General features: G+C 65.5%; 23 protein-coding genes. 7 read left to right on the top strand and 16 right to left on the bottom strand.

The window, feature by feature from the left end; translation table 11 throughout:
- Positions 1 to 18: 18 nt before the first annotated feature.
- The 7 genes from pstA to JI745_RS25560 form a co-directional block, all read right to left on the bottom strand.
- Entirely contained in the window at positions 19 to 882 is an 864-nt protein-coding gene (pstA, locus tag JI745_RS25590) for a phosphate ABC transporter permease PstA (RefSeq protein ID WP_201813341.1), read from the bottom strand.
- Positions 879 to 1,856, bottom strand: coding sequence for a phosphate ABC transporter permease subunit PstC (pstC, locus tag JI745_RS25585; RefSeq protein WP_201813482.1), 978 nt, complete (start codon positions 1,854 to 1,856; stop codon positions 879 to 881). Before pstC ends, pstA begins: the two co-directional genes overlap by 4 nt.
- Positions 1,857 to 1,967: 111 nt before the next feature.
- A complete protein-coding gene (gene pstS, locus JI745_RS25580) occupies positions 1,968 to 3,002 on the bottom strand; it encodes a phosphate ABC transporter substrate-binding protein PstS (RefSeq protein WP_201813340.1) in 1,035 nt (344 codons plus the stop codon).
- A 132-nt stretch (positions 3,003 to 3,134) separates the two neighbouring features.
- The gene (gene glmM / locus JI745_RS25575; RefSeq protein ID WP_201813339.1) at positions 3,135 to 4,469 is read right to left on the bottom strand and encodes a phosphoglucosamine mutase; all 1,335 of its coding nucleotides are present in this window, start codon (positions 4,467 to 4,469) and stop codon (positions 3,135 to 3,137) included.
- 34 nt (positions 4,470 to 4,503) lie between these two features.
- Positions 4,504 to 5,376, bottom strand: coding sequence for a dihydropteroate synthase (folP, locus tag JI745_RS25570; RefSeq protein ID WP_201813338.1), 873 nt, complete (start codon positions 5,374 to 5,376; stop codon positions 4,504 to 4,506).
- 70 nt (positions 5,377 to 5,446) lie between these two features.
- Positions 5,447 to 7,333 (bottom strand): ATP-dependent zinc metalloprotease FtsH, encoded by a 1,887-nt coding sequence (gene ftsH, locus JI745_RS25565; protein WP_201813337.1) that lies wholly within the window; start codon positions 7,331 to 7,333, stop codon positions 5,447 to 5,449.
- A gap of 149 nt (positions 7,334 to 7,482) precedes the next feature.
- Positions 7,483 to 8,166, bottom strand: a complete 684-nt coding sequence (locus tag JI745_RS25560; protein WP_201813336.1) for an RlmE family RNA methyltransferase — start codon at positions 8,164 to 8,166, stop codon at positions 7,483 to 7,485.
- Positions 8,167 to 8,208: 42 nt separating this feature from the next.
- Between JI745_RS25560 and JI745_RS25555 the strand changes: the two genes are divergently transcribed.
- Positions 8,209 to 8,682, top strand: a complete 474-nt coding sequence (locus JI745_RS25555; RefSeq protein ID WP_201813335.1) for a YhbY family RNA-binding protein — start codon at positions 8,209 to 8,211, stop codon at positions 8,680 to 8,682.
- Positions 8,683 to 8,688: 6 nt separating this feature from the next.
- Here JI745_RS25555 and JI745_RS25550 read toward each other — a convergent pair whose 3' ends face one another.
- The 4 genes from JI745_RS25550 to carA form a co-directional block, all read right to left on the bottom strand.
- Positions 8,689 to 9,132 (bottom strand): DUF4149 domain-containing protein, encoded by a 444-nt coding sequence (locus JI745_RS25550; protein ID WP_201813334.1) that lies wholly within the window; start codon positions 9,130 to 9,132, stop codon positions 8,689 to 8,691.
- A gap of 4 nt (positions 9,133 to 9,136) precedes the next feature.
- Positions 9,137 to 9,613 carry a transcription elongation factor GreA gene (gene greA, locus JI745_RS25545; RefSeq protein WP_201813333.1) on the bottom strand — a complete coding sequence of 159 codons (477 nt, stop codon included), beginning with the start codon at positions 9,611 to 9,613 and terminating at the stop codon, positions 9,137 to 9,139.
- A gap of 92 nt (positions 9,614 to 9,705) precedes the next feature.
- Positions 9,706 to 12,960 (bottom strand): carbamoyl-phosphate synthase large subunit, encoded by a 3,255-nt coding sequence (gene carB / locus JI745_RS25540; RefSeq protein WP_201813332.1) that lies wholly within the window; start codon positions 12,958 to 12,960, stop codon positions 9,706 to 9,708.
- A complete protein-coding gene (carA, locus tag JI745_RS25535) occupies positions 12,953 to 14,134 on the bottom strand; it encodes a glutamine-hydrolyzing carbamoyl-phosphate synthase small subunit (protein WP_310738773.1) in 1,182 nt (393 codons plus the stop codon). The genes carB and carA overlap by 8 nt, the downstream gene beginning before the upstream one ends.
- Before the next feature lie 288 nt (positions 14,135 to 14,422).
- Between carA and bfr the strand changes: the two genes are divergently transcribed.
- From bfr to JI745_RS25520, 3 genes are all read left to right on the top strand, one after another.
- Entirely contained in the window at positions 14,423 to 14,902 is a 480-nt protein-coding gene (gene bfr, locus JI745_RS25530) for a bacterioferritin (RefSeq protein ID WP_201813330.1), read from the top strand.
- 125 nt (positions 14,903 to 15,027) lie between these two features.
- Complete coding sequence (locus JI745_RS25525) at positions 15,028 to 15,249, top strand: bacterioferritin-associated ferredoxin (RefSeq protein ID WP_201813329.1); 222 nt, start codon at positions 15,028 to 15,030, stop codon at positions 15,247 to 15,249.
- A gap of 121 nt (positions 15,250 to 15,370) precedes the next feature.
- The gene (locus JI745_RS25520) at positions 15,371 to 16,072 is read left to right on the top strand and encodes a Bax inhibitor-1/YccA family protein (protein ID WP_201813328.1); all 702 of its coding nucleotides are present in this window, start codon (positions 15,371 to 15,373) and stop codon (positions 16,070 to 16,072) included.
- 56 nt (positions 16,073 to 16,128) lie between these two features.
- Here JI745_RS25520 and rlmD read toward each other — a convergent pair whose 3' ends face one another.
- The 5 genes from rlmD to surE all read right to left on the bottom strand — a co-directional run bounded on the left by rlmD (position 16,129) and on the right by surE (position 21,073).
- Entirely contained in the window at positions 16,129 to 17,472 is a 1,344-nt protein-coding gene (rlmD, locus tag JI745_RS25515) for a 23S rRNA (uracil(1939)-C(5))-methyltransferase RlmD (RefSeq protein WP_201813327.1), read from the bottom strand.
- A gap of 27 nt (positions 17,473 to 17,499) precedes the next feature.
- Entirely contained in the window at positions 17,500 to 18,447 is a 948-nt protein-coding gene (gene rpoS / locus JI745_RS25510; protein ID WP_404932866.1) for an RNA polymerase sigma factor RpoS, read from the bottom strand.
- Between the two features lie 108 nt (positions 18,448 to 18,555).
- Entirely contained in the window at positions 18,556 to 19,515 is a 960-nt protein-coding gene (locus tag JI745_RS25505) for a peptidoglycan DD-metalloendopeptidase family protein (RefSeq protein ID WP_201813325.1), read from the bottom strand.
- Positions 19,515 to 20,330 (bottom strand): protein-L-isoaspartate(D-aspartate) O-methyltransferase, encoded by an 816-nt coding sequence (locus JI745_RS25500; protein ID WP_201813324.1) that lies wholly within the window; start codon positions 20,328 to 20,330, stop codon positions 19,515 to 19,517. Before JI745_RS25500 ends, JI745_RS25505 begins: the two co-directional genes overlap by 1 nt.
- Positions 20,327 to 21,073, bottom strand: coding sequence for a 5'/3'-nucleotidase SurE (surE, locus tag JI745_RS25495; RefSeq protein WP_201813323.1), 747 nt, complete (start codon positions 21,071 to 21,073; stop codon positions 20,327 to 20,329). Before surE ends, JI745_RS25500 begins: the two co-directional genes overlap by 4 nt.
- 95 nt (positions 21,074 to 21,168) lie before the next feature.
- Here surE and JI745_RS25490 point away from each other — a divergent pair, with 95 nt between their 5' ends.
- The 3 genes from JI745_RS25490 (at position 21,169) to JI745_RS25480 (ending at position 25,350) form a co-directional block, all read left to right on the top strand.
- On the top strand, positions 21,169 to 22,146 hold the full coding sequence (locus JI745_RS25490; RefSeq protein WP_201813322.1) for an NADPH:quinone oxidoreductase family protein: 978 nt from the start codon (positions 21,169 to 21,171) through the stop codon (positions 22,144 to 22,146).
- Positions 22,147 to 22,284: 138 nt separating this feature from the next.
- Positions 22,285 to 23,028 (top strand): response regulator transcription factor, encoded by a 744-nt coding sequence (locus tag JI745_RS25485; protein WP_201813321.1) that lies wholly within the window; start codon positions 22,285 to 22,287, stop codon positions 23,026 to 23,028.
- A 30-nt stretch (positions 23,029 to 23,058) separates the two neighbouring features.
- Positions 23,059 to 25,350: an ATP-binding protein gene (locus JI745_RS25480; RefSeq protein WP_201813320.1), complete on the top strand. Its 2,292-nt coding sequence runs from the start codon at positions 23,059 to 23,061 to the stop codon at positions 25,348 to 25,350.
- Positions 25,351 to 25,382 lie beyond the last annotated feature (32 nt).

The following is a 25,382-nucleotide window of genomic DNA, read 5'->3' as shown; positions in this document are numbered from 1 at the left end:
GTGATCCCGCTTTCGGATTCAGTGTTTGTTGCGCAGGAAGACCCGCGCCACGATGTTGAGCGCCAGCACGCCGAGCGTGATGAGGAAAACCCCCGCCCAGGCGAGCTTCTGCCAGTTCTCGTAGGGGCTCATCGCGAACTTGAAGATGGTCACCGGCAGGTTGGCCATCGGGGCGCCGAGGTTGGTCGACCAGAACTGGTTCGACAGCGCGGTGAAAAGCAGCGGCGCCGTCTCGCCCGCGATGCGCGCAAAGGCCAGCAGCATACCGGTGATCACGCCGGCGCGGGCGGCCTTGAGCGTGACGCTCGAGATCACCTTCCACTTCGGCGTGCCCAGCGCGTACGCCGCTTCGCGCAGCGCGTTCGGGATCAGCGTGAGCATGTTCTCCGTCGTGCGGATGACCACCGGGATCACGATCAGCGCCAAAGCCAGGATGCCGGCGTAGCCCGAGTAGGTCTTCATGCGCGACACCACCACCGCGTAGATGAAGAGGCCGATCACGATCGACGGGGCCGAGAGCAGGATGTCGTTGATGAAGCGCGTGACGCTGCCGAGCCAGGTCTTCTGGCCGTACTCGGCCAGGTAAACGCCCGCCATGACGCCGATGGGCGTGCCCACGCAGGTGGCCAGCACCACCATCATCAGCGAGCCCATGAGCGCATTCGCCAGGCCGCCGGTCTCGGCGAGCGGCGCCGGCGTCATTTCGGTGAAGACCGACCAGGCGAGGCCGCCGAAGCCGAGGCGCACCGTCTCGACCAGGATCCAGATCAGCCAGAAGAGGCCGAAGGCCATGGCCGCCAGCGAGAGCGTGAGTGCCACCGCGTTGATGCGCTTGCGCCCGCGGTGCTTGGCCAGGCGATCGCTGGAGATGAGAGTGCTCATGTGCGTGTTCCTTCGCCCTTCTTCAGCTGCGCGAGCAGCAGCTTGGACAGCGACAGCACCACGAAGGTGATGAAGAAGAGCACCAGCGCCAGGTACAGCAGCGATGCCTGGTGCAGGCCCTCGCCGGCTTCGGCAAACTCGTTCGCCAGCACGGAGGCAATGCTGTTGGCTGCCTCGAAGAGCGAGGGGCCCGCGAGCTGGTTGGCATTGCCGATCACGAAGGTGACGGCCATGGTTTCGCCGAGCGCGCGGCCGAGGCCGAGCATGATGCCGCCGATGACGCCGGTCTTCGTGTACGGCAGCACCACCTTGAAGACCACCTCCCAGGTGGTGGCACCCAGCCCGTAGGCCGACTCCTTCAGCATCGCCGGCGTGACCTCGAACACGTCGCGCATCACCGAAGCGATGAAGGGAATGATCATGATGGCGAGGATGATTCCCGCCGACAGGATGCCGATGCCCACCGGCGCGCCCGAGACCAGGTCCTTCAGGAAGGGCGTGTTGCCGAAGAGCGATTGCAGCGGCTGCTGCACGTAGGTCGACAGCACGGGGCTGAACACCAGCAGACCCCACATGCCGTAGACGATCGACGGCACGGCGGCCAGCAGCTCGATGGCCGTGCCGAGCGGGCGACGCAGCCAGCCCGGCGACAGTTCGGTCAGGAAAAGCGCAATCCCGAAGCTCACCGGAACCGCGATGACCAGCGCGATCAGCGAGGTCATCAGCGTGCCGTAGATCATCACCAGGCCGCCGTACTTGTCCTGGACAGGGTCCCAGTCACTGCTGAAGAGGAAGCCGAGGCCGTACTCCTTGATCGCCGGCATGGCGCCGATCAGCAGCGAGAAGATGATGCCGGCCAGCAGCAGCAGGGTCAGGATGGCGGCGCCATGCGCCAGCACCGAGAACACGGTGTCGGCCCAGGGCATGATCCGCCGGCGGGCCGGCGGTCGCCCCATGGGGTCGGAGCGGTCCATCTTGTCCGGGTCGTAGTGAGATGCGGGGAGTGTAGCGGCCACGGTCCCTCCGTCATGAAAGCGGCGCGCCCTCCCGGGCCGCGCCGCAGCGTCCTGCTTGCTTGGGATCGGTCAGAGACCGGCGACCTGCTTGCCGCCGGCGTCCTTGATCTGCGACCACTGCTTGCGGACCAGGCTCTTCACCGAATCCGGCAGTGCCACATATTCCAGCTCGGCGGCGGCCTGATCGCCGTTAGCGTAGGCCCAGTCGAAGAACTTGAGGGTGGCGGCGGCTTGGGCGGGCTTGTCCTGCTGCTTGTGCATCATGATGAAGGTCGCACCCGTGAGCGGCCAGGCGTCCTTGCCCGGCTGCTCGGTCAGCACCTGGTAGAAGCTCTTGGCCCAGTCGGCACCGGCCGCCGCTGCCTTGAAGTTGAGGTCGTCGGGGGCCACGAAGTTGCCGTCCTTGTTCTTCAGCAGCGTGTACGTCATCTTGTTCTGCTTGACGTAGGCGTACTCGACATAACCGATGGAGTTCGGCAGGCGGCCGACGAACGCCGCCACGCCCTCGTTGCCCTTGCCGCCCGCGCCCGTGGGCCAATTCACGGCCGTGCCCTCACCCACCTTGGACTGCCATTCGGCATTCACCTTGGACAGGTAGTTCGTGAAGATGAAGCTCGTGCCCGAACCGTCGGCCCGGCGCACCACCGAGATGGCAGCGTCCGGCAGGGGCACGCCGGGGTTGATGGCGGTCAGTGCCGGATCGTTCCACTTGGTGATCTTGCCAAGGTAGATGTCACCCAGTGCCTGGCCGGTGAGCTTGATCTGGCCCGGCTTGATGCCGGCGATGTTGACCACCGGCACCACGCCGCCAATCACGGTCGGAAACTGGATCAGGCCATCCTTTTGCAGGGCGTCGTCCTTGAGCGGCATGTCGGATGCGCCGAAATCGACCGTCTTACTGCCGATCTGTTTCAGGCCAGCACCGGAACCGACCGATTGATAGTTGATGCGCACGCCGGTCGCCTTGTTGTAGGCGTCGGCCCACTTGGCGTACAGCGGGGCGGGGAACGTGGCACCGGCACCGGTCACGTCTTGGGCGGAAGCCGCAGCGGCCACCAGAGACAGGGCGGCAGCGGTTGTGAGTCGAGCAAGGGATTGGGTCATGGTTGCGCCTTTCTAGAGGGCTGACAGTGAACTGCCGGCACTGTAGAAGTCGCAGATGACAGCCATGTGACATCGGGGCGGCGCCCCGAAAAGCTGTCACAAACCCGTCGCTGAACTGTCAAAAAGCCTGTTTCAGCCGGTTTTGAGCTGGTTGGCGAGGCGTTCGGCGCAGGTTTTGGCCTGGGCGGCGTCTCGTGCCTCGACCATCACGCGCACCAGCGGCTCGGTCCCGGAGGGGCGGATCAGGAGCCGGCCGTCGTTGCCCAGCTCCCGCTGGACCTGGGCTTGCAGATCGGCCAAGCCAGCCGTTGCCTTCCAGTCCTGCCCTGGTTTGAGGCGGACATTGATCAGCACCTGCGGGAAAAGGGTCACCGGCGCCAGCAGCTCGGCCAGCGACTTGCCGCTGCGCATCACGGCCTGCAGCACCTGCAGGGCGCTCACGATGCCGTCTCCGGTGGTGTGCTTGTCCAGGGCCAGCAGGTGGCCCGAGCCTTCGCCGCCCAGCAGCCAGTCGCGGGCGGAGAGTTCTTCCAGCACGTAGCGGTCGCCGACCTTGGCGCGGACGAATTCGATGTCATGCGCCTTCAGGGCGACCTCGACCGCCATGTTGGTCATCAGGGTGCCGACGGCGCCAGCGACGCGCTGACCTTGGGCCAGCCGGTCGACGACCATGACGTAGAGCAACTCGTCGCCGTTGTAGAGGCGGCCACCGGCGTCCACCAGCTGGAGCCGGTCGGCGTCGCCATCCAGCGCCACGCCGTAGTTGGCGCCGTGTTCCTTCACCGCCCGCACCAAGGCGTCGGGCGCCGTGGCGCCGAAGCCGTCGTTGATGTTGGTTCCGTCGGGGCTGCAGCCGATGCCGACCACCTCGGCGCCCAACTCGTGGAACACCTCGGGCGCGATCTGGTAGGCCGCGCCGTGGGCAGCATCGACCACCACCTTCAGCCCCTTCAGCGAGAGGTCGTTGCCGAAGGTGCTCTTGCAGAACTCGACATAGCGCCCGCGGGCATCGTCGATGCGGCGGGCCTTCCCCAGCTGGGACGAATCGACCCAGCGCGGGGTTTCATCGAGCATGGCTTCCACGGCCCGCTCCCAGTCATCGGGCAACTTCTGGCCATGGGCCGAGAAGAACTTGATGCCGTTGTCACCATACGGGTTGTGAGAAGCGCTGATCACGACACCCAAGTCCAGGCGCAACGCGCGGGTGAGGTAGGCCACGCCCGGTGTCGGCAGGGGGCCGGTGAGCAGCACGTCGACACCCGCCGAGGCAAAGCCGGCTTCGAGTGCCGACTCGATCATGTAGCCCGAGATTCGCGTGTCCTTGCCGATGAGCACCGTGGGCCGGTTCCCCTGCCCTTTGAGCACACGGCCGACGGCGTGGCCGAGGCGCAGCATGAAGTCAGGGGTGATGGGCGATTGCCCGACCGTGCCGCGGATGCCGTCGGTGCCGAAATAGGTTCTGCTCATGTCGTCTGTCGAAGTGCCCTGGAAAGGCAGGCTGTCATGCCTCGGGATTGTGCAGCAGCGCCTCGGCGACCACGGGCAGCAGACCAGCCGCCTCCCCGACCTTGAGGGCGTCCACCGTTGCGGCGACGTCGTGCACGCGCAGCACCTTCGCGCCATGCTGCGCAGCGGCCAATGCCGCAGCCAGGCTCGCGGCCTGGCGCTGCTCGACCGGTCGGCCCGTCAGCGCGCCCAGGCTGCTCTTGCGTGACCACCCCAGGAGCAGCGGATACCCGAGGCGAAGCAGCTCCCGCTGGCGCGCCAGCAAGGCCAGGTTGTGCTCGACCGTCTTGCCGAAGCCGATGCCCGGATCGAGCGTGATGCGCTCGCGCTGCACGCCCGCCCCTGTCAGTGCCGCAGCCCGGTCGAGCAGGAAGCGGCTCACGTCCTCCAGCACGTCCCCATAGATCGGTCGTTGCTGCATGGAGGCCGGCTCGCCTTGCATGTGCATCAGGCACACGCCGCAGCTCGGGTGTGCCGCCACCGCCTCGACGGCCCCCGGCCAGCGCAAGGCATAGATGTCGTTGACGATGTCGGCACCGAGGTCGAGCGCGGCGCGCATGGTCTCCGGCTTGTAGGTGTCGACGGAGACCGGCACGCCCAGCGTCAGCGCCTCGCGCAGCACCGGGAGCACGCGGGCCTGCTCTTCTTCGAGCGGCAGAGGGTCGGCCCCGGGGCGGCTCGACTCGCCGCCCAGGTCGAGGATGTCAGCGCCTTCACGCAGCAGCTGCTCGCAATGGGCGATGGCCGCTTGCGTCGTGGCATGGCGCCCTCCGTCCGAGAACGAATCGGGCGTGATGTTGACGATGCCCATCACCCGGGGGCGGCTCAGGTCGATGCGGAAACGCGTGGTGTGCCAGGTCGCAGGCATGTTGCTAGATCTGTGCCTCGAACGAAAAACGGGGCCGAAGCCCCGTTGTGATTCTCTTTACAGTCGCCGATCAGGCGGCGGCTGGTGCACCATCCGGGTTGACCGGCGGCGTGCTGCCACCCGACTTGCCCGTGGCCGCATTCCAGTCCTTCGGGGGACGCGGCGGGCGACCATTCATGATGTCGTCGATCTGCTCGGTGTCGATGGTTTCCCACTCGAGCAGCGCCTTCGCCATGACGTGCATCTTGTCCTGGTTGTTCTCGATCAAGCGGCGGGCGACGGCGTACTGTTCGTCGATGATGCGGCGCACTTCGGCATCGACCTTCTGCATGGTCTCTTCCGAGACGTTCGTCGTCTTGGTGACCGAGCGGCCGAGGAAAACCTCGCCCTCGTTCTCGGCATAGACCATCGGGCCCATCGCCTCGCTCATGCCGTAGCGCGTGACCATGTCGCGGGCGATCTGCGTCGCACGCTCGAAGTCGTTGCTGGCGCCGGTGGTCATCTGGTGCATGAACACCTCTTCCGCGATGCGCCCACCGAAGAGCACGCTGATGGTTGAGAGCATGCGCTCCTTGTCCATGCTGTAGCGGTCGCCTTCCGGAAGCTGCATCGTGACACCCAGCGCGCGGCCGCGCGGGATCACCGTGACCTTGTGCACCGGGTCGGTCTTGGGCATCAGGCGCGCCACCAGCGCGTGGCCGGCCTCGTGGTACGCCGTGTTCTTGCGCTCTTCCTCGGGCATGACCATGGACTTGCGCTCGGGGCCCATCATGATCTTGTCCTTGGCCTTCTCGAAGTCGACCATCTCGACCACGCGGCCGTTGCGGCGCGCAGCGAAGAGAGCCGCTTCGTTGACCAGGTTCGCCAGATCGGCACCGCTGAAGCCGGGCGTGCCGCGGGCCAGGATGTCGGCGCGGATGTCCTGGCCGACCGGCACCTTGCGCATGTGCACGTTGAGGATCTGCTCGCGGCCACGCACGTCGGGCAGCGTCACGTAGACCTGGCGGTCGAAGCGGCCGGGGCGCAACAGCGCAGGGTCGAGGATGTCGGGCCGGTTGGTGGCCGCCATCACGATCACGCCGAGGTTGGTCTCGAAGCCGTCCATCTCGACGAGCATCTGATTCAGCGTCTGCTCGCGCTCGTCGTTGCCGCCGCCCAGGCCGGCACCACGGTGGCGGCCGACGGCGTCGATTTCGTCGACGAAGATGATGCAGGGGGCGCTCTTCTTGGCCTGCTCGAACATGTCGCGCACGCGGGCGGCGCCGACACCGACGAACATTTCAACGAAATCCGAGCCGGAGATGCTGAAGAACGGCACCTTGGCTTCGCCGGCGATGGCCTTGGCGAGCAAGGTCTTGCCGGTGCCCGGAGGGCCGACCAGCAGCACGCCGCGCGGAATGCGGCCGCCGAGCTTCTGGAACTTCTGCGGGTCTTTCAGGAAGTCGACGAGCTCCTTCACCTCTTCCTTGGCCTCGTCGCAACCCGCGACGTCGGCGAAGGTGGTGGAGTTGTTGGCCTCGTCCAGCATGCGGGCCTTGCTCTTGCCAAAGCTGAAGGCACCGCCCTTGCCGCCACCCTGCATCTGCCGCATGAAGTAAATCCAGACGGCGATCAGCAGGAGCATCGGGCCCCACGAGATCAGGATGCTCATCAGGATGGAAGGCTCTTCATCGGCCTTGCCGGAGACCTGCACCCCGTACTTCATCAGGTCGCCGATCATCCAGATGTCTTGTCCGGGTGACGCGATCGTGTAGACCTGGCCATCGGTGGGCGTGACTTTGAGATTACGCCCCTGGACCTCGACCTTCTTGACCTTCCCGGCCTTCGCGTCCTCCATGAACTGCGTATAGGTCACGCCTTCGGCGACGCGAGGTTTGTCGAACTGCTTGAACACGGTGAACAGCACGAGGGCGATCACCAGCCAAACAGCAACCTTCGAAAACCATTGGTTGTTCACCGCGGCTCCTTTGCAATCAAAACTTCCGCTTGGGCCTGGTGGCCCGCATCCACGGCATATGGGGCGGATTCTAGTTCAGTCAAGTATTTGGGCTGACCGATCTCGACCCCGTTTCACCGAGGTGTATCCGTCGGTAGACCGGCATTTCTTCACGCCGGCCTGTCGGCAGCCACACCACCGGCCTTGAGACCGATTCCGACCAGGAAGGTTTCAGCCGATCGGTCTCGCGAAGCCTTGGGTTTCAGGGTTTTGGTCACGCGGAACGTTTTCTTGAACAGGGCCACCAGTTCGTTGTACCCCCCACCGTGAAAGACCTTGGCCACCAAGGCCCCGTGGGGTTTGAGGTGGTTCTGGGCGAAATCGACGGCGAGTTCGACCAGATGCTGGATGCGGGCCGAATCGGTGCTGGCGATGCCAGAAAGATTGGGCGCCATGTCGGAGAGCACTACATCCACCGGGCGATCGCCCACCAGCGCTTCGAGTTGCGACAGGACCGACGCCTCCCGGAAATCGCCCTGGATGAAATGGACGCCTTCGATGGGCTCGAAATCCAGGATGTCGAGCGCAATGATCGTTCCGTGCAGCAAACCGGGGGCAGCCCCTCCGGCTGCAAACTTGCGCCGGACGTATTGGCTCCATGCGCCGGGCGTCGCCCCCAGGTCGACCACCAGCTGACCGGGTTTGATGAGGTGCAACGTTTCGTCGATCTCTTTCAGCTTGTATGCGGCGCGTGCCCGGTAGCCCTCTTTCTGGGCTAGCGCGACGTAGGGGTCGGTCACATGGTCGTGCAGCCACGCCTTGTTGACCTTCTTGCTTTTGGTGTTCGTTTTCATCTGAGGGACCGAGCATCGCACCTTGGCACGGATAATAGGCACATGCCCGCCATCGAACTCCGCCCTGCGCAGCGCAAGGAAATCCGCGCCCAAGCCCACCACCTGGAACCCGTCGTCCGCATCGGAGGCGAAGGCCTGACCAAGGCGGTGATCAAGGAAACCGATGCCGCGCTGAAGGCCCACGGGCTGATCAAGGTGCGTGTCTTCTCCGATGAGCGAGACACCCGCGAGGCGATGCTGTCCACGCTGTGCGACGAGCTGAACGCCGCGCCCATCCAGCACATCGGCAAGCTGCTGATCCTGTGGCGACCCATCCCACCAAAGGAAAAGGCCGAGCGCGAAGACCGTGGCGCCGGTCCCAAGGTGGTGAAGATCATCAAGTTCTCCAAGAGCGGCAACAACCGCCCGCAGATCAAGAAGGTCAAGGTGCTGGGCAACGAGCGGGTGGCGGCCGGCGGCGAAATCAAGCGCGCCCGCAAGCGGCAGACGAGCATCAAGCGCACCGTCGCCGACTGATCGACCTCACGCCGGTGGCTGGGTCAGCCGCCACGCCAGCGCAGCCAGCACCAGCCCCTTCAGCACGAAAAGCGCCGCGGAAATCCCGTGCAGGGCTGCGAACGACAGCGCACCTTCCCCGGCCCGGGCCGCCGTCATCATCGGCTGCAGGCCGAAATGGCCAAACACCGTGCAAAAAAGGGCGACCAGCACCAGCACGAATGACAGGCTGAACTGCGAACCATGGCCCTGCGCCGCATCGGCACGGGCCACACGGCGCACCGCCCACAGCAGCAGCGCTGAAAACACCAGCCCGGCGTAGGCCTCGTGCGTGAAGATGTGGCCCACCACCGCACCTGCCACGCTGCGCTGCAGCACCGCAAAGGCGGCTGGCGCGGCGATCAGGCCGATGCCCAGGATCAAGCCCGCCCACAGGGCCGCCGCCACGGCGGCCAGTCGCCGCGGATCCATGCCTTCAGATGTAGCGGACGTCGACGATCTCGTAGCTCTTCACGCCGCCGGGTGCCTGCACGTCGGCCACGGAGCCGACGTCCTTGCCGATGAGCGCACGTGCGATGGGCGAGCTGATGGAGATACGGCCTTGCTTCAGGTCGGCCTCATCGTCCCCCACGATCTGATAGGTGACCGCGGCACCGGTGGACTCTTCTTCCAGGTCGACCGTGGCACCGAACACCACCTTGCCGCCGGCATTCAGCGAACTCGGGTCGATGATCTGCGCGGCCGCCAGCTTGCCTTCGATTTCCTGGATGCGACCTTCGATGAAGCCCTGCTTGTCTTTGGCAGCTTCGTACTCGGCGTTCTCCGACAGGTCGCCCTGCGCACGCGCTTCTGCGATGGCTTGCACCACGGCATGGCGTTCCACGGTCTTCAGGCGGTGCAGCTCTTCTTTCAGCAGTTGTGCGCCGCGGGTGGTGATGGGAATGGTGGCCATGAATGAAACCTTGAAATTCAAAAGAGAACCGCCGCCCGGCCCCTTGCGGGAGCTTCGGCGGCGGCCGACTAACTACCAGTGATCGGGAAAGTCTAGTGCAGTTCCGCGTGCAGTTCCTGCAGGGATAGCACCACCAGATCATCCTGGTGCTTCATGCCTTCCACCGCAGCCTCGCAGCCGGCCATGCTGGTGTAGTACGTGACCCGGTTGGCGAGCGCCGCCTGGCGGATGTGACGCGAGTCGGCAATTGCCGTGCGCGTCTCGTCGACCGTGGTGAAGACCAGCTGGATCTCGCCTGCCTTCACCATGTCGACGATGTGGGGGCGGCCGTCCTTCACCTTGTTGACCACCTTCACCGGCACACCGCCTTCGGCAATGGCCGCGGCTGTGCCCTTGGTCGCGATGACCTGGAAACCAAGCTTCACGAGGTCGCGGGCCACGGCCACGGCGCGGGCCTTGTCGTTGTTCTTCACCGTGATGCAGACCGTGCCACGGTCGGGCAGGCGCGAGCCGGCACCGAGCTGACTCTTGAGCATGGCTTCGCCGAAGGTGCGGCCGGCGCCCATCACTTCACCCGTGGAGCGCATCTCTGGCCCAAGGATCGGGTCCACACCCGGGAACTTGTTGAACGGGAAGACGGCTTCCTTGACCGAGAAATACGGCGGGATCACTTCGGCCGGCACGCGACCCTTGCTGTCCTTTTGATCGGCCAGCTTCCGGCCGACCATGCAACGCGCAGCGATCTTGGCAAGTGGTTGGCCGGTGGCCTTCGACACGAAGGGCACCGTGCGCGAGGCGCGCGGGTTCACCTCGAGCACGTAGACGATCGCGTCGGCGCCCTCACCCTGGATGGCGAACTGCACGTTCATCAGGCCCTTGACCTTCAACGCCTTGGCCATGGCCACCGTCTGGCGGCGCAGCTCGTCCTGCAGCGCCTTCGGCAGCGAATACGGCGGCAGCGAGCAGGCCGAGTCGCCCGAGTGGATACCCGCCTGTTCGACGTGCTCCATGATGCCGCCGATCATGCAGTCGGTGCCATCGCTGATGCAGTCGACGTCGACTTCGATCGCGTCGTCGAGGAATCGGTCCAGCAGCACCGGCGACTTCTCGCTCACCTTGACTGCTTCGCGCATGTAGCGCTCGAGGTCCTTGTCGCCGTGCACGATTTCCATCGCGCGGCCGCCGAGCACGTAGCTCGGGCGCACCACCAGCGGGTAGCCGATCTCTTGTGCCAGCTGCAGCGCCTGCTCTTCGGTGCGAGCGGTGCGGTTGGGCGGTTGCTTCAGGCCAAGCTCGTGCAGCAGCTTCTGGAAGCGCTCGCGGTCCTCGGCGATGTCGATGCTGTCGGGCGTGGTGCCGACGATGGGCACGCCGGCGCGCTCGAGATCGAGCGCCAGCTTCAGCGGCGTCTGGCCGCCGTACTGCACGATCACGCCGAGCGGCTTTTCCTTGTCGACGATCTCGAGGACGTCTTCCAGCGTCACCGGCTCGAAGTACAGGCGGTCGGAGGTGTCGTAGTCGGTCGAGACGGTCTCGGGGTTGCAGTTGACCATGATGGTCTCGTAGCCGTCTTCGCGCATCGCGAGGGCGGCGTGGACGCAGCAGTAGTCGAACTCGATGCCCTGGCCGATGCGGTTCGGTCCACCGCCCAGCACCATGATCTTCTTCTTGTCCGTCGGCTGGGCCTCGCACTCCTCGTCATACGTGGAGTACATGTAGGCCGTCTGCGTGGCGAACTCGGCTGCGCAGGTGTCGACACGCTTGTAGACCGGTCGCACGTTCTTCGCCCAGCGCGCTTCACGCACGGCATGCTGATTCGTGCCCAGCAGCTTGGCGAGGCGCTTGTCCGAGAAGCCCTTCTGCTTGAGGTAGCGCAGCTCGTCGGCGCTCAGGCCCTCGAGCGCACGACCGGCGATCGCCTTCTCGGTCTGGATCAGTTGCTCGATCTGCGCGAGGAACCACGGGTCGATGGCGGTTTCCTCGAACACTTCCTTCAGGCTCATACCGATGCGGAAGGCGTCGCCCACGTAGAGGATGCGCTCCGGGCCTGGCTCGCCGATCTCCTCGATGATCTCGTCGCGGTCGGTGCTGCGCTCGGTCAGACCGTCGATGCCGGTCTCGAGGCCGCGCAGCGCCTTCTGGAAGCTTTCCTGGAAGGTGCGGCCCATGGCCATCACCTCGCCCACCGACTTCATCTGCGTCGTGAGGTGCGAGTCGGCAGCCGGGAACTTCTCGAACGCGAAACGCGGGATCTTGGTGACGACGTAGTCGATGCTGGGTTCGAAGGACGCCGGCGTGGCGCCGCCGGTGATGTCGTTCTTCAGCTCGTCGAGCGTGTAGCCCACGGCCAGCTTGGCCGCGACCTTGGCGATCGGGAAACCCGTGGCCTTCGACGCGAGTGCCGAAGAGCGGCTCACGCGCGGGTTCATCTCGATCACGACCATGCGACCGTTCTCGGGGTTGATCGAGAACTGCACGTTGGAGCCGCCGGTGTCGACGCCGATCTCGCGCAGGATGGCGATCGAGGCGTTGCGCAGCAGCTGGTATTCCTTGTCGGTCAGGGTCTGGGCCGGTGCAACGGTGATGGAGTCACCGGTGTGGATGCCCATCGGGTCGAGGTTCTCGATGGAGCACACGATGATGCAGTTGTCGGCGCGGTCGCGCACGACTTCCATCTCGTATTCCTTCCAGCCGATGAGGCTCTCTTCGATCAGCAACTCTTTGGTCGGCGAGAGGTCGAGGCCGCGCTTGCAAATCTCTTCGAACTCTTCCGGGTTGTAGGCGATGCCGCCGCCGGTACCACCCAGCGTGAAGCTCGGGCGGATCACCATGGGGAAGCCGTTGCCGCCGATTTCCTGCGTGATGCGCTTTTGCACCGCCAGCGCTTCTTCCATCGAGTGGGCGATGCCGCTCTTGGCCGAGTGCAGGCCGATGCCCGTCATCGCGTCCTTGAACTTGAGGCGGTCTTCGGCTTTCTCGATCGCCTTTTCGTTCGCGCCGATCATCTCGACCTTGTACTTGTCGAGCACGCCGTTCTTGTGCAGGTCGAGCGCGCAGTTGAGCGCGGTCTGGCCGCCCATGGTCGGGAGGATCGCGTCAGGGCGCTCCTTGGCGATGATCTTCTCCACCACCTGCCACGTGATGGGCTCGATGTAGGTCACATCGGCCATCTCCGGATCGGTCATGATCGTCGCCGGGTTGCTGTTGACGAGGATGACCTTGTAGCCCTCTTCGCGCAGCGCCTTGCACGCCTGTGCGCCGGAATAGTCGAACTCGCAGGCCTGCCCGATGATGATCGGGCCGGCGCCGATGATGAGGATGGATTTGAGGTCTTGGCGCTTAGGCATTCTTCTTCTCCTGGCTCTTTTCCATCAGCGCAGTGAAGCGGTCGAACAGGTAGCCAATGTCATGCGGTCCGGGTGAGGCCTCGGGGTGGCCCTGGAAACAGAAAGCGGGTTTGTCGGTGCGGGCCAGGCCTTGCAGCGTGCCGTCGAAGAGGCTCACGTGCGTGGCGCGCAGGTTGGCGGGCAACGTCTTCTCGTCGACCGCGAAGCCGTGGTTCTGGCTCGTGATGCTGACGCGGCCGTTGTCGAGGTCCTTCACCGGGTGGTTCGCACCGTGGTGCCCGAACTTCATCTTGAAGGTCTTGGCGCCGGAGGCCAGCGCCATGATCTGGTGGCCGAGGCAGATGCCGAAGGTGGGGATGCCGGCGTCGATCAGTTCGCGGGTGGCCTGGATGGCGTAGTCGCAAGGCTCGGGGTCGCCGGGGCCGTTGCTGAGGAAGATGCCGTCGGGCTTGTGCTTGAGCACTTCAGCGGCCGGCGTCTGCGCCGGCACCACCGTGACCTTGCAGCCGCGGCTGGCCAGCATGCGAAGGATGTTGCGCTTCACCCCGTAGTCGTAGGCCACCACGTGGAAGCGCGGCGATTGCACCTTGCCGTAACCGCCTTCGAGGGCCCACTCGGTTTCGGTCCAGTCGCTCACATCGGTCTGGCTCACCACCTTGGCGAGGTCCAGCCCGCTCATCGACGGGGCCGAGCGGGCGAGTGCGATGGCCTTGTCGATGTGCGCAGGCGTCAGCGCCTCGCCGAGCGGCAGCGTGTAGATGCAGCCGTTCTGTGCACCTGTGGTACGCAGCACGCGGGTCAGGCGGCGCGTGTCGATGTTGGCGATGGCGACCGTGCCTTCAGCCTTGAGGTAGCCCGATAGGTCGATCGTCTTGCGGAAGTTCGAATCGACGATCGGCAGATCCTTGATTACGAGGCCTGCCGCAAACACCTTCTTGGCTTCGACGTCCTCGACGTTGACGCCGTAGTTGCCGATGTGGGGATAGGTCAGCGTGACGATCTGACGGCAGTAGCTCGGGTCGGTGAGGATTTCCTGGTAGCCGGTCAACGAGGTGTTGAACACCACTTCACCGGTGGTGTGGCCGGCAGCGCCGATCGACACACCCTTGAAGACCGTTCCATCCGCAAGTGCGAGAAGAGCCTGGGCTTGGTTGGGCAGCAATGGCGGGGGCACACGATTCTCCGTTTTGTGCGCGCCCAGCTCTGCTCTACAAGCATGAACGGTTGGGAAAACTGAAGGAGTTTTCGCGGGAACAGCGAGAGGCTTCGCTGGGCGGTGGGGTTTGCGGGTAAACCTTCGAATTGTACTCGAGCGCGACATTCCGCCTGCGCGTGAGATGTGCGAATGCGGACGAGAACGCGTATCGGTTCGAGAGTCCGGTCAGAGCGTAATGAGATGCAGCGACGCCCCATCCGCCTCTGATAATGAATGCTTCCCCACACCAACAAAAAGGACACGACCATGAAGGGCGATGCCAAGGTCATCGAGTTCCTCAACGCGCAGCTGAAGAACGAGCTCACGGCCATCAACCAGTACTTCCTGCACTACAGGATATTCAAGCACTGGGGCCTGGATAAGCTGGCCGCGAAGGAATACGCCGAGTCCATCGGCGAGATGAAGCACGCTGACAAACTCATGGACCGCATCCTCACCCTCGACGGCCTGCCGAACCTGCAGGACCTGGGCAAGCTCTTGATCGGCGAGGACACAGTCGAAGTCCTGCAGTGCGACTTGAAGCTCGAGCAAGCCGCCCAGCTCACCATCAAGGACGGCATTGCGCATTGCGAATCGGTGCGGGACTACGTGTCGCGCGATCTGCTGCAAGGCATCCTTGACGACACCGAGGAGCACATCGACTTCCTGGAGACCCAGCTCGAACTCGTGAACAAGGTGGGGTTGCAGAACTACCAGCAGTCGCAGATGGGTGAAATCAGTTCCTGACGGCGCCTCGCGCGCCGAGAGCGCCTACTAATCCCCCGAATGGGGATCGGGCGCGCTTGAACTGCGAATCATTCTTATTTATAGTGCGATCCATCAGCCCGAGGTCTGGGCTCCCGAGGATCGACATGATCGTTTGCGTTTGCCGTCGAGTTTCTGACCGTGACATCGAGCGCCATGCCCACAACGGGTGCACGAGCTTCGATGAGCTCCAGATGGACAGTGGCGTGGCCTCATGCTGCGGCCGCTGCACCGATTGCGCACGCGGTGTCTTTGAAGCTGCCCGCTCGGCCGCGCCCCGCCAGCACGGCATCACCACCCTCCACGTTCCCATCGCCGTCGCAGCCTGATCCCCCACGAGCAGGCACGCTCCCTGCCTGCACGTTTTCGTGGATGCTGCGACCCGCCAGCCGGAACTAGAATTTTGGCGTCCGGGTCCGAGAGCCCAATCGTCTTTTTCAAGGAGGTTTCATGAACGACAACCTGCAGACCGCGTACGGTTTTTCCGATGCGGTCCCTTCCGTTGAGCAGCGCAACCGCGTCCTGCGCAACACCTACTGGCTGCTCGCACTTTCGTTGGTACCCACCGTGCTGGGCTCCTGGGTCGGCATGCAAATGGGCTTCGCCTGGTTCGCCGGCAGCCCGTTCATCGGCTTCCTGGTGTTCATGGGCGTTGCCTTCGGCTTCTTCTTCGCCATCGAGAAGACCAAGAACTCCGGCCTGGGCGTCGTCCTGCTGCTGGCCTTCACCTTCTTCATGGGCTTGATGCTGTCGCGCCTGATCGGCGGCGTGCTCGGCAGCTATCGCAACGGCAGCCAGCTGATCACCATGGCCTTCGGCGGCACCGCCCTGGTGTTCTTTGGCATGGCCACCCTGGCGACCACGATCAAGCGCGACATCTCCGGCATGGGCAAGTGGCTATTCGTCGGCGTGATCGGCCTCATCGTCGCGAGCGTGGCCAACATCTGGCTGCAGATGCCCGCGTTGATGATGACGGTGTCGGTGCTGGCCGTCGTGATCTTCTCGGCCTACATGCTGTACGACCTGAAGCGCGTCGTCGATGGCGGCGAGACGAACTACGTCACCGCCACGCTGGCGATCTACCTCGACGTCTACAACGTCTTCGTGCACCTGTTGAGCCTGCTCGGCATCTTCGGTGGCGAGCGCGACTGACGACTTGTCGGCAATGCAGAAAGCGGGGGCCCTTTGGGCCCCCTTCTCTTTTGTGCTCAGCTCCTTTCGAAGACCGCCATGCTTTCCACGTGCGCGGTATGCGGGAACATGTTGACCGCCCCGGCCGCAACACAGCGATAGCCTGCCTGGTGCACCAGCAGCCCCGCATCACGCGCGAGGGTGGCGGGATTGCAACTGACGTAAACAATGCGACCCGGGGCGCGGTAGCCTGCCGCGAAAGAGGGATCGGCCGCCAGCTCCGCCAAGGCCTTCGCCAAGGCAAACGCTCCCTCGCGCGGTGGATCGACCAGCCATTTGTCGGCCCGGCCATATCCCGCAAGTTCCTGAGGCGTGATCTCGAAAAGATTGCGCGCCACGAACTCGGTCTTGCCCGAAAGTCCATTCACCACCGCGTTCTCGCGTGAGCGAGCCACGAGCGCCTCGCTGCCTTCGATGCCCAAGACTTGGCGCGCGCGCGTCGCGATCGGCAAGGTGAAATTGCCGAGCCCGCAGAACCAGTCGATCACGCGCTCCTCGGCTTGCGCATCCAGCAACCTGAGCGCCTGGCCCACCAGCACCTGGTTGATCTGGTGGTTGACCTGGGTGAAATCGGTGGGCTTGAACGGCATCGTGATGCCGAACTCGGGCAAGGTGTACGCGAGTTCGGGGCCCACATCGTCGAGCCGGCGCACCGTCTCAGGTCCCTTGGGTTGCAGCCACCACTGGATGCCGTGTTCCGCCGCGAAGTCGCGCAGGCGTTGCAGGTCTCCCGCACTCAGCGGCTCCAGATGACGCAGCACCAGGGCCGTGACCGCATCCCCCACCGCCACTTCGATCTGCGGTAGCCGGTCGCGCTGCTCCATCGAGGCGATCAATTCACGCAGCGGGACGAGCAGCGCGCTCAGGTGCGCTGGCAGCACCTCGCAGCTGTCCATGTCGGCCACGTAGCTCGACTTGCGCTCGTGGAAGCCCACCAGCACCTTGCCCTTCTTCACCACATGGCGCACCGACAAGCGAGCCCGGTACCGGTAGCCCCAAGCCGGCCCCTCGATGGGCCGGAGCACCCGCTCGGCCTTCACCTTTCCCAGATGCCACAAGCCATCCTCGAGCGCGCGCTGCTTGGTCGCGACCTGAGCGCCCACGTGGAGGTGCTGCATCTTGCAGCCCCCGCAGGTGCCGAAGTGGCGGCAGCGCGGTGTTACCCGCTGCGAGCTTTCCCGGCGCAGGTCGACGACCGTCGCCTGTTCCCAGTTGTTCTTGCGGCGCTGCACGCTGACCCGCACTTCTTCGCCGGGCAAGGCGCCGTCGATGAAGACCACCTTGCCTTCGGCGTTGTGCGCCACGCCTTGCGCCTCGAGGTCGAGCGATTCGACCTTGAGCCATTCGTCTGTTGCTGTCATGGGGCCGATTGTCTCAGCCCGACCGGCTCAGAAAAGCGATTCGCGGTTGACGCCGCTGCGCGTCATGCGGCGCTTGAGCTTGATGAGTGCTTCCTGCTGGATCTGGCGGATGCGCTCGCGGGTGAGCCCGAGCCGCTCGGCCAGCACCTCCAGCGTCTCGGGTTCGCGGTCGTGCAGGCCATAACGGCCTGCAAGCACCTCGCGCTCACGCTCGCTCAGCTCTTCCAGTCCATGCTGGAGCAGCACTTCGACTTCGTTGTGCAAGGTGAGGTTGACCGGATCGCCAGCGCCATCGTCGGCCACGCTGTCCAGCATGGATTCGGTGCCGTCGTGGTCGAGCGGTGCATCGAGGGAGGTCGGGGTCTCGGCGAACTTCAGCAGTTCGACCACCACCTGCACCGGCCGGCCGATGCGCTGCGCGATGTCTTCCACCCGCACCTGCTGCTCGCCATCGACCCCCGGTGTGGCCGCCTCCAGCGCGCGCCGGGCCTTGAGCACCTGGTTGAGTTCACGCACCACGTGCACCGGCAGCCTCACCAGCCGTGCCTGGTGCATGATCGCGCGCTCGATGCTCTGGCGGATCCACCACGAGGAATAGGTCGAGAAGCGAAACCCGCGCTCCGGCTCGAACTTCCCGATGGCATGCATGAGCCCGAGGTTGCCCTCCTCGATCAGGTCGGTCATCGGCAGGCCGCGGCCGAGGTAGTTCTTCGCGATGCTGACGACGAGGCGCAGGTTGCGTTCGATCATCTGCTGACGCGCTGCGAAATCACCGGCGCGCGCGCGGGTGGCCGTCTCGAACTCTTCCTGCGGCGTGAAAAGTGGCGCTCGCCGGATCTCGCGCAGATAGGCCTGCAGGGTGTTGCCGACCTCGCCTTCGCCGGCCGTGATTTCCACAGCCGCCACGGGCACGGGCTCATCGGCATCGAGGTCTTCGCCGTGCGTCTGCAAGACGGACTGCAGCGACGGCGGCATACCACCGTTCCCCGGGGTCTCGACCACCGGCCCTGCGGACCCGTTCCCATCGTGGCGCTTCTTGCTCATGGTGGGCGCGTCCAGGCTGGGGAGTGGGCTCAGCGGCGTTCAGCGCTGCGGCAGCAGCTTGGCCGGATCGACCGGCTTGCCTTGCTTGCGGATCTCGAAGTGCAGTTGCACGCGCTCCGCGTCGGATGAGCCCATCTCGGCGATCTTCTGCCCACGCTTCACGGCCTGCTCCTCCTTGACCATCAAGGCCTGATTGTGGGCGTAGGCCGTGAGGTACGTGTTGTTGTGCTTGATGATGACGAGGTTGCCGTAGCCGCGCAGGCCGGAGCCGGCGTAGACCACCTTGCCGTCGGCGGCAGCCACCACGGTGTCGCCGGGTTTGCCGGCGATCGCGATGCCCTTGGTGCGCGCTTCGTCGAAGTTGCTCACCACCGCGCCGGCCGCAGGCCAGAGCCAGTTGACGTTGTCGTCGCCTTCGCGGGCGACGGGAGGCGCTGGCAACGCGGGCGGCACGGCCGGTGGGGTGGAAGCCGCAGGTGGCGACGGCGATGCGGGTGGCGTCGTCGGAGGCGGCTTCGACGGGTCGATCGGGCGCGACTCGAGCCGCGGCAGCGTCACCGGTCGGGTGACGACGGCATTCGGGTCAGCCCCGGGCGCCACCACGCGCAGCACCTGCCCCACCTCGATCACGTTGGGGTTCTCGAGGTTGTTCCACTTGAGGATGTCTTTCCAGCTCTGGCCGGTTTCGAGGCCGATGCGAATGAGCGTGTCACCCGGGCGCACCGTGTAGAAGCCTGCCTTGCCGGCGTTTTCGCTGCCGGGCAGCGGCTTGACCGCCGGCTCAGCCGCGGGCACCGCGGGCGCAGAGGCCGCAGACGCGGGGGCTCCGGCAACGTGCCGTGTCGCCAGGGAACGGTCTTCGACCGGAGCGCGGTATTTGTCGGGCGAGGCGCAGCCCGCCACGATCAGCAGGGCGGCAAATCCAAACACGAGGCGGGCAATGCCCGCCCGCGTCGGCTTGGTGTTCTCGCGTATCGATCCTGACAAGGTCGACGTCATCAATCCATTCCTGATTTCAGAGGAACAAAGTTCACGGCTTCGTGCACCGAACGCGCGAAGCCACTTTCGGTTCGGTCCACCACGACCAGCACCTGCTGCCGGCCACCAGCGTCATGCACCGGTGCCACCAGGCGGCCGCCCACGGCGAGCTGTGCGAGCCAGGCTTCGGGCAACGCCTCGCCACCTGCGGCGGAGATGATGCTGTCGTACGGGGCATTCGGTGCATGCCCACGCATGCCGTCACCATACACCAGCCGGATGTGGGTCAGCCTCAAGGGCGAAAGCAGCTCGCGGGCCTTGTCATGCAATGGCTTCAGGCGCTCGACGCTCATCACCTGGCGCGACAACTGCGCCAGCACCGCTGCCTGATAGCCGCAGCCGGTGCCGATCTCGAGCGTCTGCCCGAGCGACTGGCGCGCACGCGCGTTGGCTCCGGCCATCAGCAGCTCGATCATGCGGGCGACCACCGACGGCTTGGAGATCGTCTGGCCGTGCCCGATGGGCAGGCTCGTGTCTTCATAGGCCTGCGTTGCGAGTGCGGTGTCGACGAAGAGGTGCCGCGGCACCTTGTTCATCGCACCGATCACGAGCTCGTGGCGCAGGCCGGCCGCCTGCAGACGATCGACCATGCGCTGGCGCACGTCGCCAGAGTCCAGCCCGAGGCCGGAGGGCCGCACCGCCCGAGCTGAATCGACCGCAGCCTGCTGCAACGGTGCCTGCGGCCGCAGGAGCGGTGCCTTCCTGGCAACGCCACCCGACACCACTCCCTCGAGCTGGAGCGGAAACTTCGGGCGCGGACGCTCGGGCTTCGTCATGCCTTCAACCACTCGCGCCATGCAGGCAGGCCGGCGTGGTGGGTCAGGTCGACCTGAAGCGGGGTGATCGACACGCGCCCGTTCGCCGTGGCGTGGAAATCGGTGCCCGATGCGGCATCGCGTGCATCGCCCGCGGGGCCGATCCAGTAGATCGGCTCGCCGCGCGGGTTGGTCTGGCAGATCACCGGCTGGCTGGCGTGGCGGCGGCCAAGGCGCGTCACTTCGCGCGGCAAATCGATCGCATCGGCGCGATTGGGAATGTTCACGTTCAGCAGCCAGGGGCCGGCCGCAGGCGGTGACGCCAGCACATGCTCGACGATGGCGCGTGCAACCTGCGCTGCGGCATCGACATGCGTCCAACCCTTGTCGACCTGAGAGAACGCGATCGCCGGAATGCCGAAAAGGAACCCTTCCATGGCGGCCGCCACCGTGCCCGAGTACAAGGTGTCGTCGCCCATGTTGGCGCCGTTGTTGATGCCCGAGAGCACGAGGTCGGGCCGGTGCGGCAGCAGGCCCGTGAGTGCGACGTGAACGCAATCCGAGGGCGTGCCGTTGAAATATCGAAACCCGTTGGCAGCGGTGTAGGCCGACAACGGTCGATTCAAGGTCAGCGAGTTGGAGGTGCCGCTCGCGTTCTGCTCGGGCGCCACCACGTCGATCTCGCCGAGCCCTTCGCAAGCTCGCACCAGAGCAGCCAAGCCAGGTGCGAGGTAGCCGTCGTCATTCGCAATGAGGATGCGCATGTGGCGATTGTAGGGACTCGTCACCTCCGTGACGGGGCTGGCACAGGCGTGCCGTCTATGATCTTCGACCCCTGCCCCACTGGATGGAGACGACGATGAAAGCATGGCTCTGCGAGAACCCGATCGGCCCCGAAGCCCTCGAATGGAAGGACCTGCCGACACCCGAGCCCAAGTCGGGCGAAGTGCGTATCGCGATCAAGGCCGCGAGCCTGAACTTCCCTGACCTTTTGATCGTCCAGAACAAGTACCAGGCCAAGCCGACACCGCCTTTCGTGCCCGGCTCCGAATACGCCGGCGTCATCGAAGCAGTGGGTGAAGGCGTGACCAACTTTAAGGTGGGCGATGCAGTCGCGGCCTTCGGCGGTGGTGGCGGCTTCGGCACCCACGTGGTCGCCAAGACCTCACTGTTGATGCCGCTGCCCAAAGGCTTTGCGTTCGACGATGCTGCAGCGTTCCTGTGCACCTACGGCACCACCTGGCACGCGCTGATGGACCGTGGTGCGCTCAAGGCGGGCGAGACGGTGCTTGTGCTCGGCGCGGCAGGCGGCGTGGGCACGGCGGCCATCCAGATCGCCAAGGCCGCCGGCGCCAAGGTGATCGCCGCCGCGTCGAGCGACGAGAAGTGCGCCTTGTGCAAGGAGCTGGGAGCCGACGCGACCATCAACTACGCGAAGGCCAACATCCGTGACGAGATCAAGGCCCTCACCGACGGCAAGGGGCCCGACATCGTCTACGACCCGGTCGGCGGCGACCTCGCCGAGCCCGTGTTCCGTTCCATCGGCTGGCGCGGCCGCTATCTCGTCATCGGGTTTGCGCAGGGCACCATCCCTGCCATTCCGCTCAACCTCACCTTGCTGAAGGGTGCCGCGATCGTCGGGGTGTTCTGGGGCGAGTTCGCGCGCCGCGAGCCGAAGCAACACGTGCAGGCACTGGCCGATCTGGCCTCGTGGTACGCGCAGGGCAAGATCAAGCCGGTGATCGACACCCGCCTGCCCATGACCGGGCTCAAGGAAGCCTTCACGCGCATGGGCAGCCGGCAAGTGCGCGGCAAGCTCGTCCTCCTCAACGAGTAAGGCCGCCCAAGGTGGTGCACCACGACAAGTGCACCACCCATCCTCGCCATTGAGGAGTGTGGGATACGCCACCCGAGGGTCAGTGCGCTACGATGCGTGTCCTCTCTGTGAACGCACTCCTGAGCGCACCCCGCAGGCATGGCCATCAAGGTACTGATCGTCGAAGACAACCCGGTCGCCCGCAGCTTCCTGTGCCGCGTGGTGCGCGAGAGCTTCAGCGACGACATCGCCATCACCGAAGCCGGTGACCTGGAAACCGCGCGTCGCCAGATCGGGCTGCGCGACCTGAAGAACGGCGAGATTCCTGCGGATCCCTTCAAGCTCGCCCTCGTCGACCTGGAGCTGCCCGATGGCAACGGCATGGAGTTGCTGGCCGAGCTGGCGCGCTACCCGGCCACCAAGATCGTCACCACGCTCTATTCCGATGACGACCACCTCTTCCCGGCGCTGCAATGCGGTGCCGATGGCTACCTGCTGAAGGAAGACCGCTTCGAGGTGCTGGTGGAGGAGCTGCAGAAGATCGTGCGCGGGCAGCCGCCGCTGTCGCCGGCCATCGCGCGACGTCTGCTGAGCCACTTCCGCCAGGGCCCGGGCGGCACGGGCAATGCGGCCGAGCCGGCACTCGGCGGGGGTTCCGGCTTCCAGAGCAGCCGGCCGATGGCCCTCGGCCGTGGTGCGCCGCTCGACCACGAGCGCCTCACGCCGCGCGAGAGCGAGGTGCTCACCTATCTCAGCAAGGGCTTCACCATCAAGGAAATCGCCAACCTGATGGGCATCAAGTGGTTCACCGTCAACGACCACATCAAGTCGATCTACAAGAAGCTGAACGTGTCGAGCCGCGCCGAGGCAGCCGTGCTCGCCAGCAAGCAAGGGCTGGTCTGAGGCCGACACCGCCCGCTCGGTGATGCCCAGATGCACCCGCCCGGCCTGTCCGCTTCCGTTGATTCGGCGCTGCCGGGCGCCTCGACCCTCGGCGCTGAAAACTCGACCCTCGACTCCGCTCTGATCGAGCGCAGCCTCGCCGCCGAGCCCCTGTCGCGGTGGATGGGCTGGCGACTGCGGCTGCTGGTGGTGGCGGCACTCATCGGGTGCCTTGCAACCCTGCTGCTCGCGCGTGCGCTGGGCGACATTCCCCAGGTCGACGTCGGCTGGCGCGCCTCGGGCAAAGGCCAACTCGAGCTCGCCTCCAGCGCCCTGCCCGTCCTCAAGCCCCACGAAGGAGAAGCGGTGGTCGCGATGGTGGCTGCCGATGGCACCCGAATCAAACTCGACGACCTGGCACTGCGGCGCGCCTCCCGCTGGCTCGTCGACGACAACCAGCGCAACGCGCACATCGCCATGCAGCAGGCGATGGCGAGCGCCCTGCAGCAGGGCAAGGTCAGCCTGCTCTTCGCCGATGGCTCCTCTGCCGAAGTGCCAGCCGAGCCACGCGGCATCCGGGCCCTCAGCCCGATGTTCTGGCTGTTGTGCGGGCTTGCGCTGATCGTCTACCTCGTGGCCATGGTCGTCATGCTGGCGAGGCCGACCCTGCGCAATCTGCTCTTCGCGTTGGCCGCCTTGTGCCAGGCCGGCAACCTGGCCCTGATTGCGATCGAGTCGAGCATGTCGCTGGGCCTTCCGCTGCCGATGCCGCATTGGAACCTGCCCGCGCATGCGACGCTTGACCTCCTGGCAGGCGCCGCCCTGGTGCACGCCGCGGCGCTTCATCCACGGCGGCTGCCTGCAGCAGGGGTGATTGGCTGGCTGGTCTGGCTGGGCACGGCCGCTGTGTCGTGGGCGTTGAACCACGGTGCGCTCGCGGCCGCCTGGTGGTGGGTGCAAGGCAGCGTGGCCCTTCTCGGCATGGGCGCGATCGTGTTGCTCAGCTGGTCGCACATGCTCGAGCCGCATCCGTTCGCCATCGTGACGAGGCGTTTCGCGACGCTCGCCACGGCGGCGTGGCTCGCGCTCACGCTTGCGATCGCCTGGTCGGCCAACCACCCCTTGCTGCAGCAGCAGATCGCCATCGTCGGGCCTACCTTGTGGTCGGTGCTTCTCGGCTCCTTGCTGGTGCTGCTGCCCTTCCTCTCGAAATCGCAGCAGGTGATGCGCGAGTTCTCGCTGCTCGCGGCCATCAGCACCATCGCGACGGCGCTCGACCTGCTCTTCGTCGCCGCGTTTTCGCTCGGCCAGTTCGCTTCGCTGACGCTGGCGCTCTTCTTGTCGCTGGGCTTGTATTCGGGCGCCCGCCAGTGGCTGCTCAACCAGCTGAGCAACCAGAACGTGATCACCACCGAGCGCATGTTCGAGAAGCTCTATCGCATTGCGCGCGAGGTCGAAGCCCATCCTGAGCGTACGTCGAGCCTGCTGACGCAGCTGCTGCGCGATCTCTTCCAGCCGATGGAGGCCGGCGTGATCGACAAGCGCTACCCGACGCCGCGCGTGGCCGGCGCCGGCTCCACGCTGCTGATCCCTGTTCCGGAGTTGCCTCACGGCGATGCGACCGAGCACGGCACCATCGTCATCCGCTTTGCCCACCACGGCCGACGGCTGTTCACGTCGGAAGACGCCCGGCTCGCAGAGCGGGTCGTCGAGCAGTTGCGGCGCGCCGTCGCGTTCGACCAAGCCGTCGAGCAGGGTCGCAATGAAGAGCGGCTGCGCATCGCACAGGACTTGCACGACGACATCGGCGCTCGCCTGCTGACACTGATGTACAAGGCCCAGTCTCCCGAGATGGAGGACTACGTGCGGCACACGCTGCAGGACCTGAAGACGCTCACCCGTGGCCTGGCCGCCCCCAGCCACCCGCTGTCACACGCGGCCGCCGAGTGGAAAGCCGACCTCACGCAGCGCCTGGCCGCCGCTCACATCACGCTGGGCTGGAGCTTCAGTACCGATCGCGACATCTCCCTCTCCGTCGTCCAGTGGTCGGCCCTGACCCGGGTCATGCGCGAACTGGTCAGCAACGTCATCTCGCATTCGCAGGCACGCCGCGTCGACGTCGAGTTCTCGCTGGAGAACGATCGCCTCGACCTCAGCGTTTGCGACAACGGCGTCGGTCGCAACCCCAAGGCCTGGTCCCACGGGCTCGGGCTGGGAGGGGTGCGCAAGCGCGTCAAGCAGCTCGGCGGGGAAGTGGAATGGCGCGAGGTGCCGACCGGCGGCATCTGCTGCCGGGTGTGCGTCCGCCAGCTATCGGAGCGCGCGGAGCCATCTGCCAAATGAAAAGGCCTCCACAGGGGAGGCCTTGAATACGG

Source organism: Piscinibacter sp. HJYY11 (assembly GCF_016735515.1).
Classification (GTDB): Bacteria; Pseudomonadota; Gammaproteobacteria; order Burkholderiales; family Burkholderiaceae_C; genus Rhizobacter.
The sequence above is the reverse complement of the archived record's forward strand: the minus strand, read 5'-3'. Positions and strand labels throughout refer to the sequence as shown.

What these genes read in the sequence shown, in the direction of transcription:
- rlmD (WP_201813327.1), bottom strand. Translation starts at nt 17,472, where the DNA reads ATGACAGCAACAGACGAATGGCTCAAGGTCGAATCGCTCGACCTCGAG.
- glmM (WP_201813339.1), bottom strand. Translation starts at nt 4,469, where the DNA reads ATGAGCAGAACCTATTTCGGCACCGACGGCATCCGCGGCACGGTCGGG.
- JI745_RS25505 (WP_201813325.1), bottom strand. Translation starts at nt 19,515, where the DNA reads ATGACGTCGACCTTGTCAGGATCGATACGCGAGAACACCAAGCCGACG.
- bfr (WP_201813330.1), top strand. Translation starts at nt 14,423, where the DNA reads ATGAAGGGCGATGCCAAGGTCATCGAGTTCCTCAACGCGCAGCTGAAG.
- rpoS (WP_404932866.1), bottom strand. Translation starts at nt 18,447, where the DNA reads ATGCCGCCGTCGCTGCAGTCCGTCTTGCAGACGCACGGCGAAGACCTC.
- JI745_RS25550 (WP_201813334.1), bottom strand. Translation starts at nt 9,132, where the DNA reads ATGGATCCGCGGCGACTGGCCGCCGTGGCGGCGGCCCTGTGGGCGGGC.
- pstA (WP_201813341.1), bottom strand. Translation starts at nt 882, where the DNA reads ATGAGCACTCTCATCTCCAGCGATCGCCTGGCCAAGCACCGCGGGCGC.
- pstS (WP_201813340.1), bottom strand. Translation starts at nt 3,002, where the DNA reads ATGACCCAATCCCTTGCTCGACTCACAACCGCTGCCGCCCTGTCTCTG.
- JI745_RS25525 (WP_201813329.1), top strand. Translation starts at nt 15,028, where the DNA reads ATGATCGTTTGCGTTTGCCGTCGAGTTTCTGACCGTGACATCGAGCGC.
- pstC (WP_201813482.1), bottom strand. Translation starts at nt 1,856, where the DNA reads ATGGACCGCTCCGACCCCATGGGGCGACCGCCGGCCCGCCGGCGGATC.
- folP (WP_201813338.1), bottom strand. Translation starts at nt 5,376, where the DNA reads ATGCCTGCGACCTGGCACACCACGCGTTTCCGCATCGACCTGAGCCGC.
- JI745_RS25560 (WP_201813336.1), bottom strand. Translation starts at nt 8,166, where the DNA reads ATGAAAACGAACACCAAAAGCAAGAAGGTCAACAAGGCGTGGCTGCAC.
- JI745_RS25555 (WP_201813335.1), top strand. Translation starts at nt 8,209, where the DNA reads ATGCCCGCCATCGAACTCCGCCCTGCGCAGCGCAAGGAAATCCGCGCC.
- greA (WP_201813333.1), bottom strand. Translation starts at nt 9,613, where the DNA reads ATGGCCACCATTCCCATCACCACCCGCGGCGCACAACTGCTGAAAGAA.
- JI745_RS25490 (WP_201813322.1), top strand. Translation starts at nt 21,169, where the DNA reads ATGAAAGCATGGCTCTGCGAGAACCCGATCGGCCCCGAAGCCCTCGAA.
- carB (WP_201813332.1), bottom strand. Translation starts at nt 12,960, where the DNA reads ATGCCTAAGCGCCAAGACCTCAAATCCATCCTCATCATCGGCGCCGGC.
- JI745_RS25485 (WP_201813321.1), top strand. Translation starts at nt 22,285, where the DNA reads ATGGCCATCAAGGTACTGATCGTCGAAGACAACCCGGTCGCCCGCAGC.
- JI745_RS25520 (WP_201813328.1), top strand. Translation starts at nt 15,371, where the DNA reads ATGAACGACAACCTGCAGACCGCGTACGGTTTTTCCGATGCGGTCCCT.
- surE (WP_201813323.1), bottom strand. Translation starts at nt 21,073, where the DNA reads ATGCGCATCCTCATTGCGAATGACGACGGCTACCTCGCACCTGGCTTG.
- JI745_RS25480 (WP_201813320.1), top strand. Translation starts at nt 23,059, where the DNA reads ATGCACCCGCCCGGCCTGTCCGCTTCCGTTGATTCGGCGCTGCCGGGC.
- JI745_RS25500 (WP_201813324.1), bottom strand. Translation starts at nt 20,330, where the DNA reads ATGACGAAGCCCGAGCGTCCGCGCCCGAAGTTTCCGCTCCAGCTCGAG.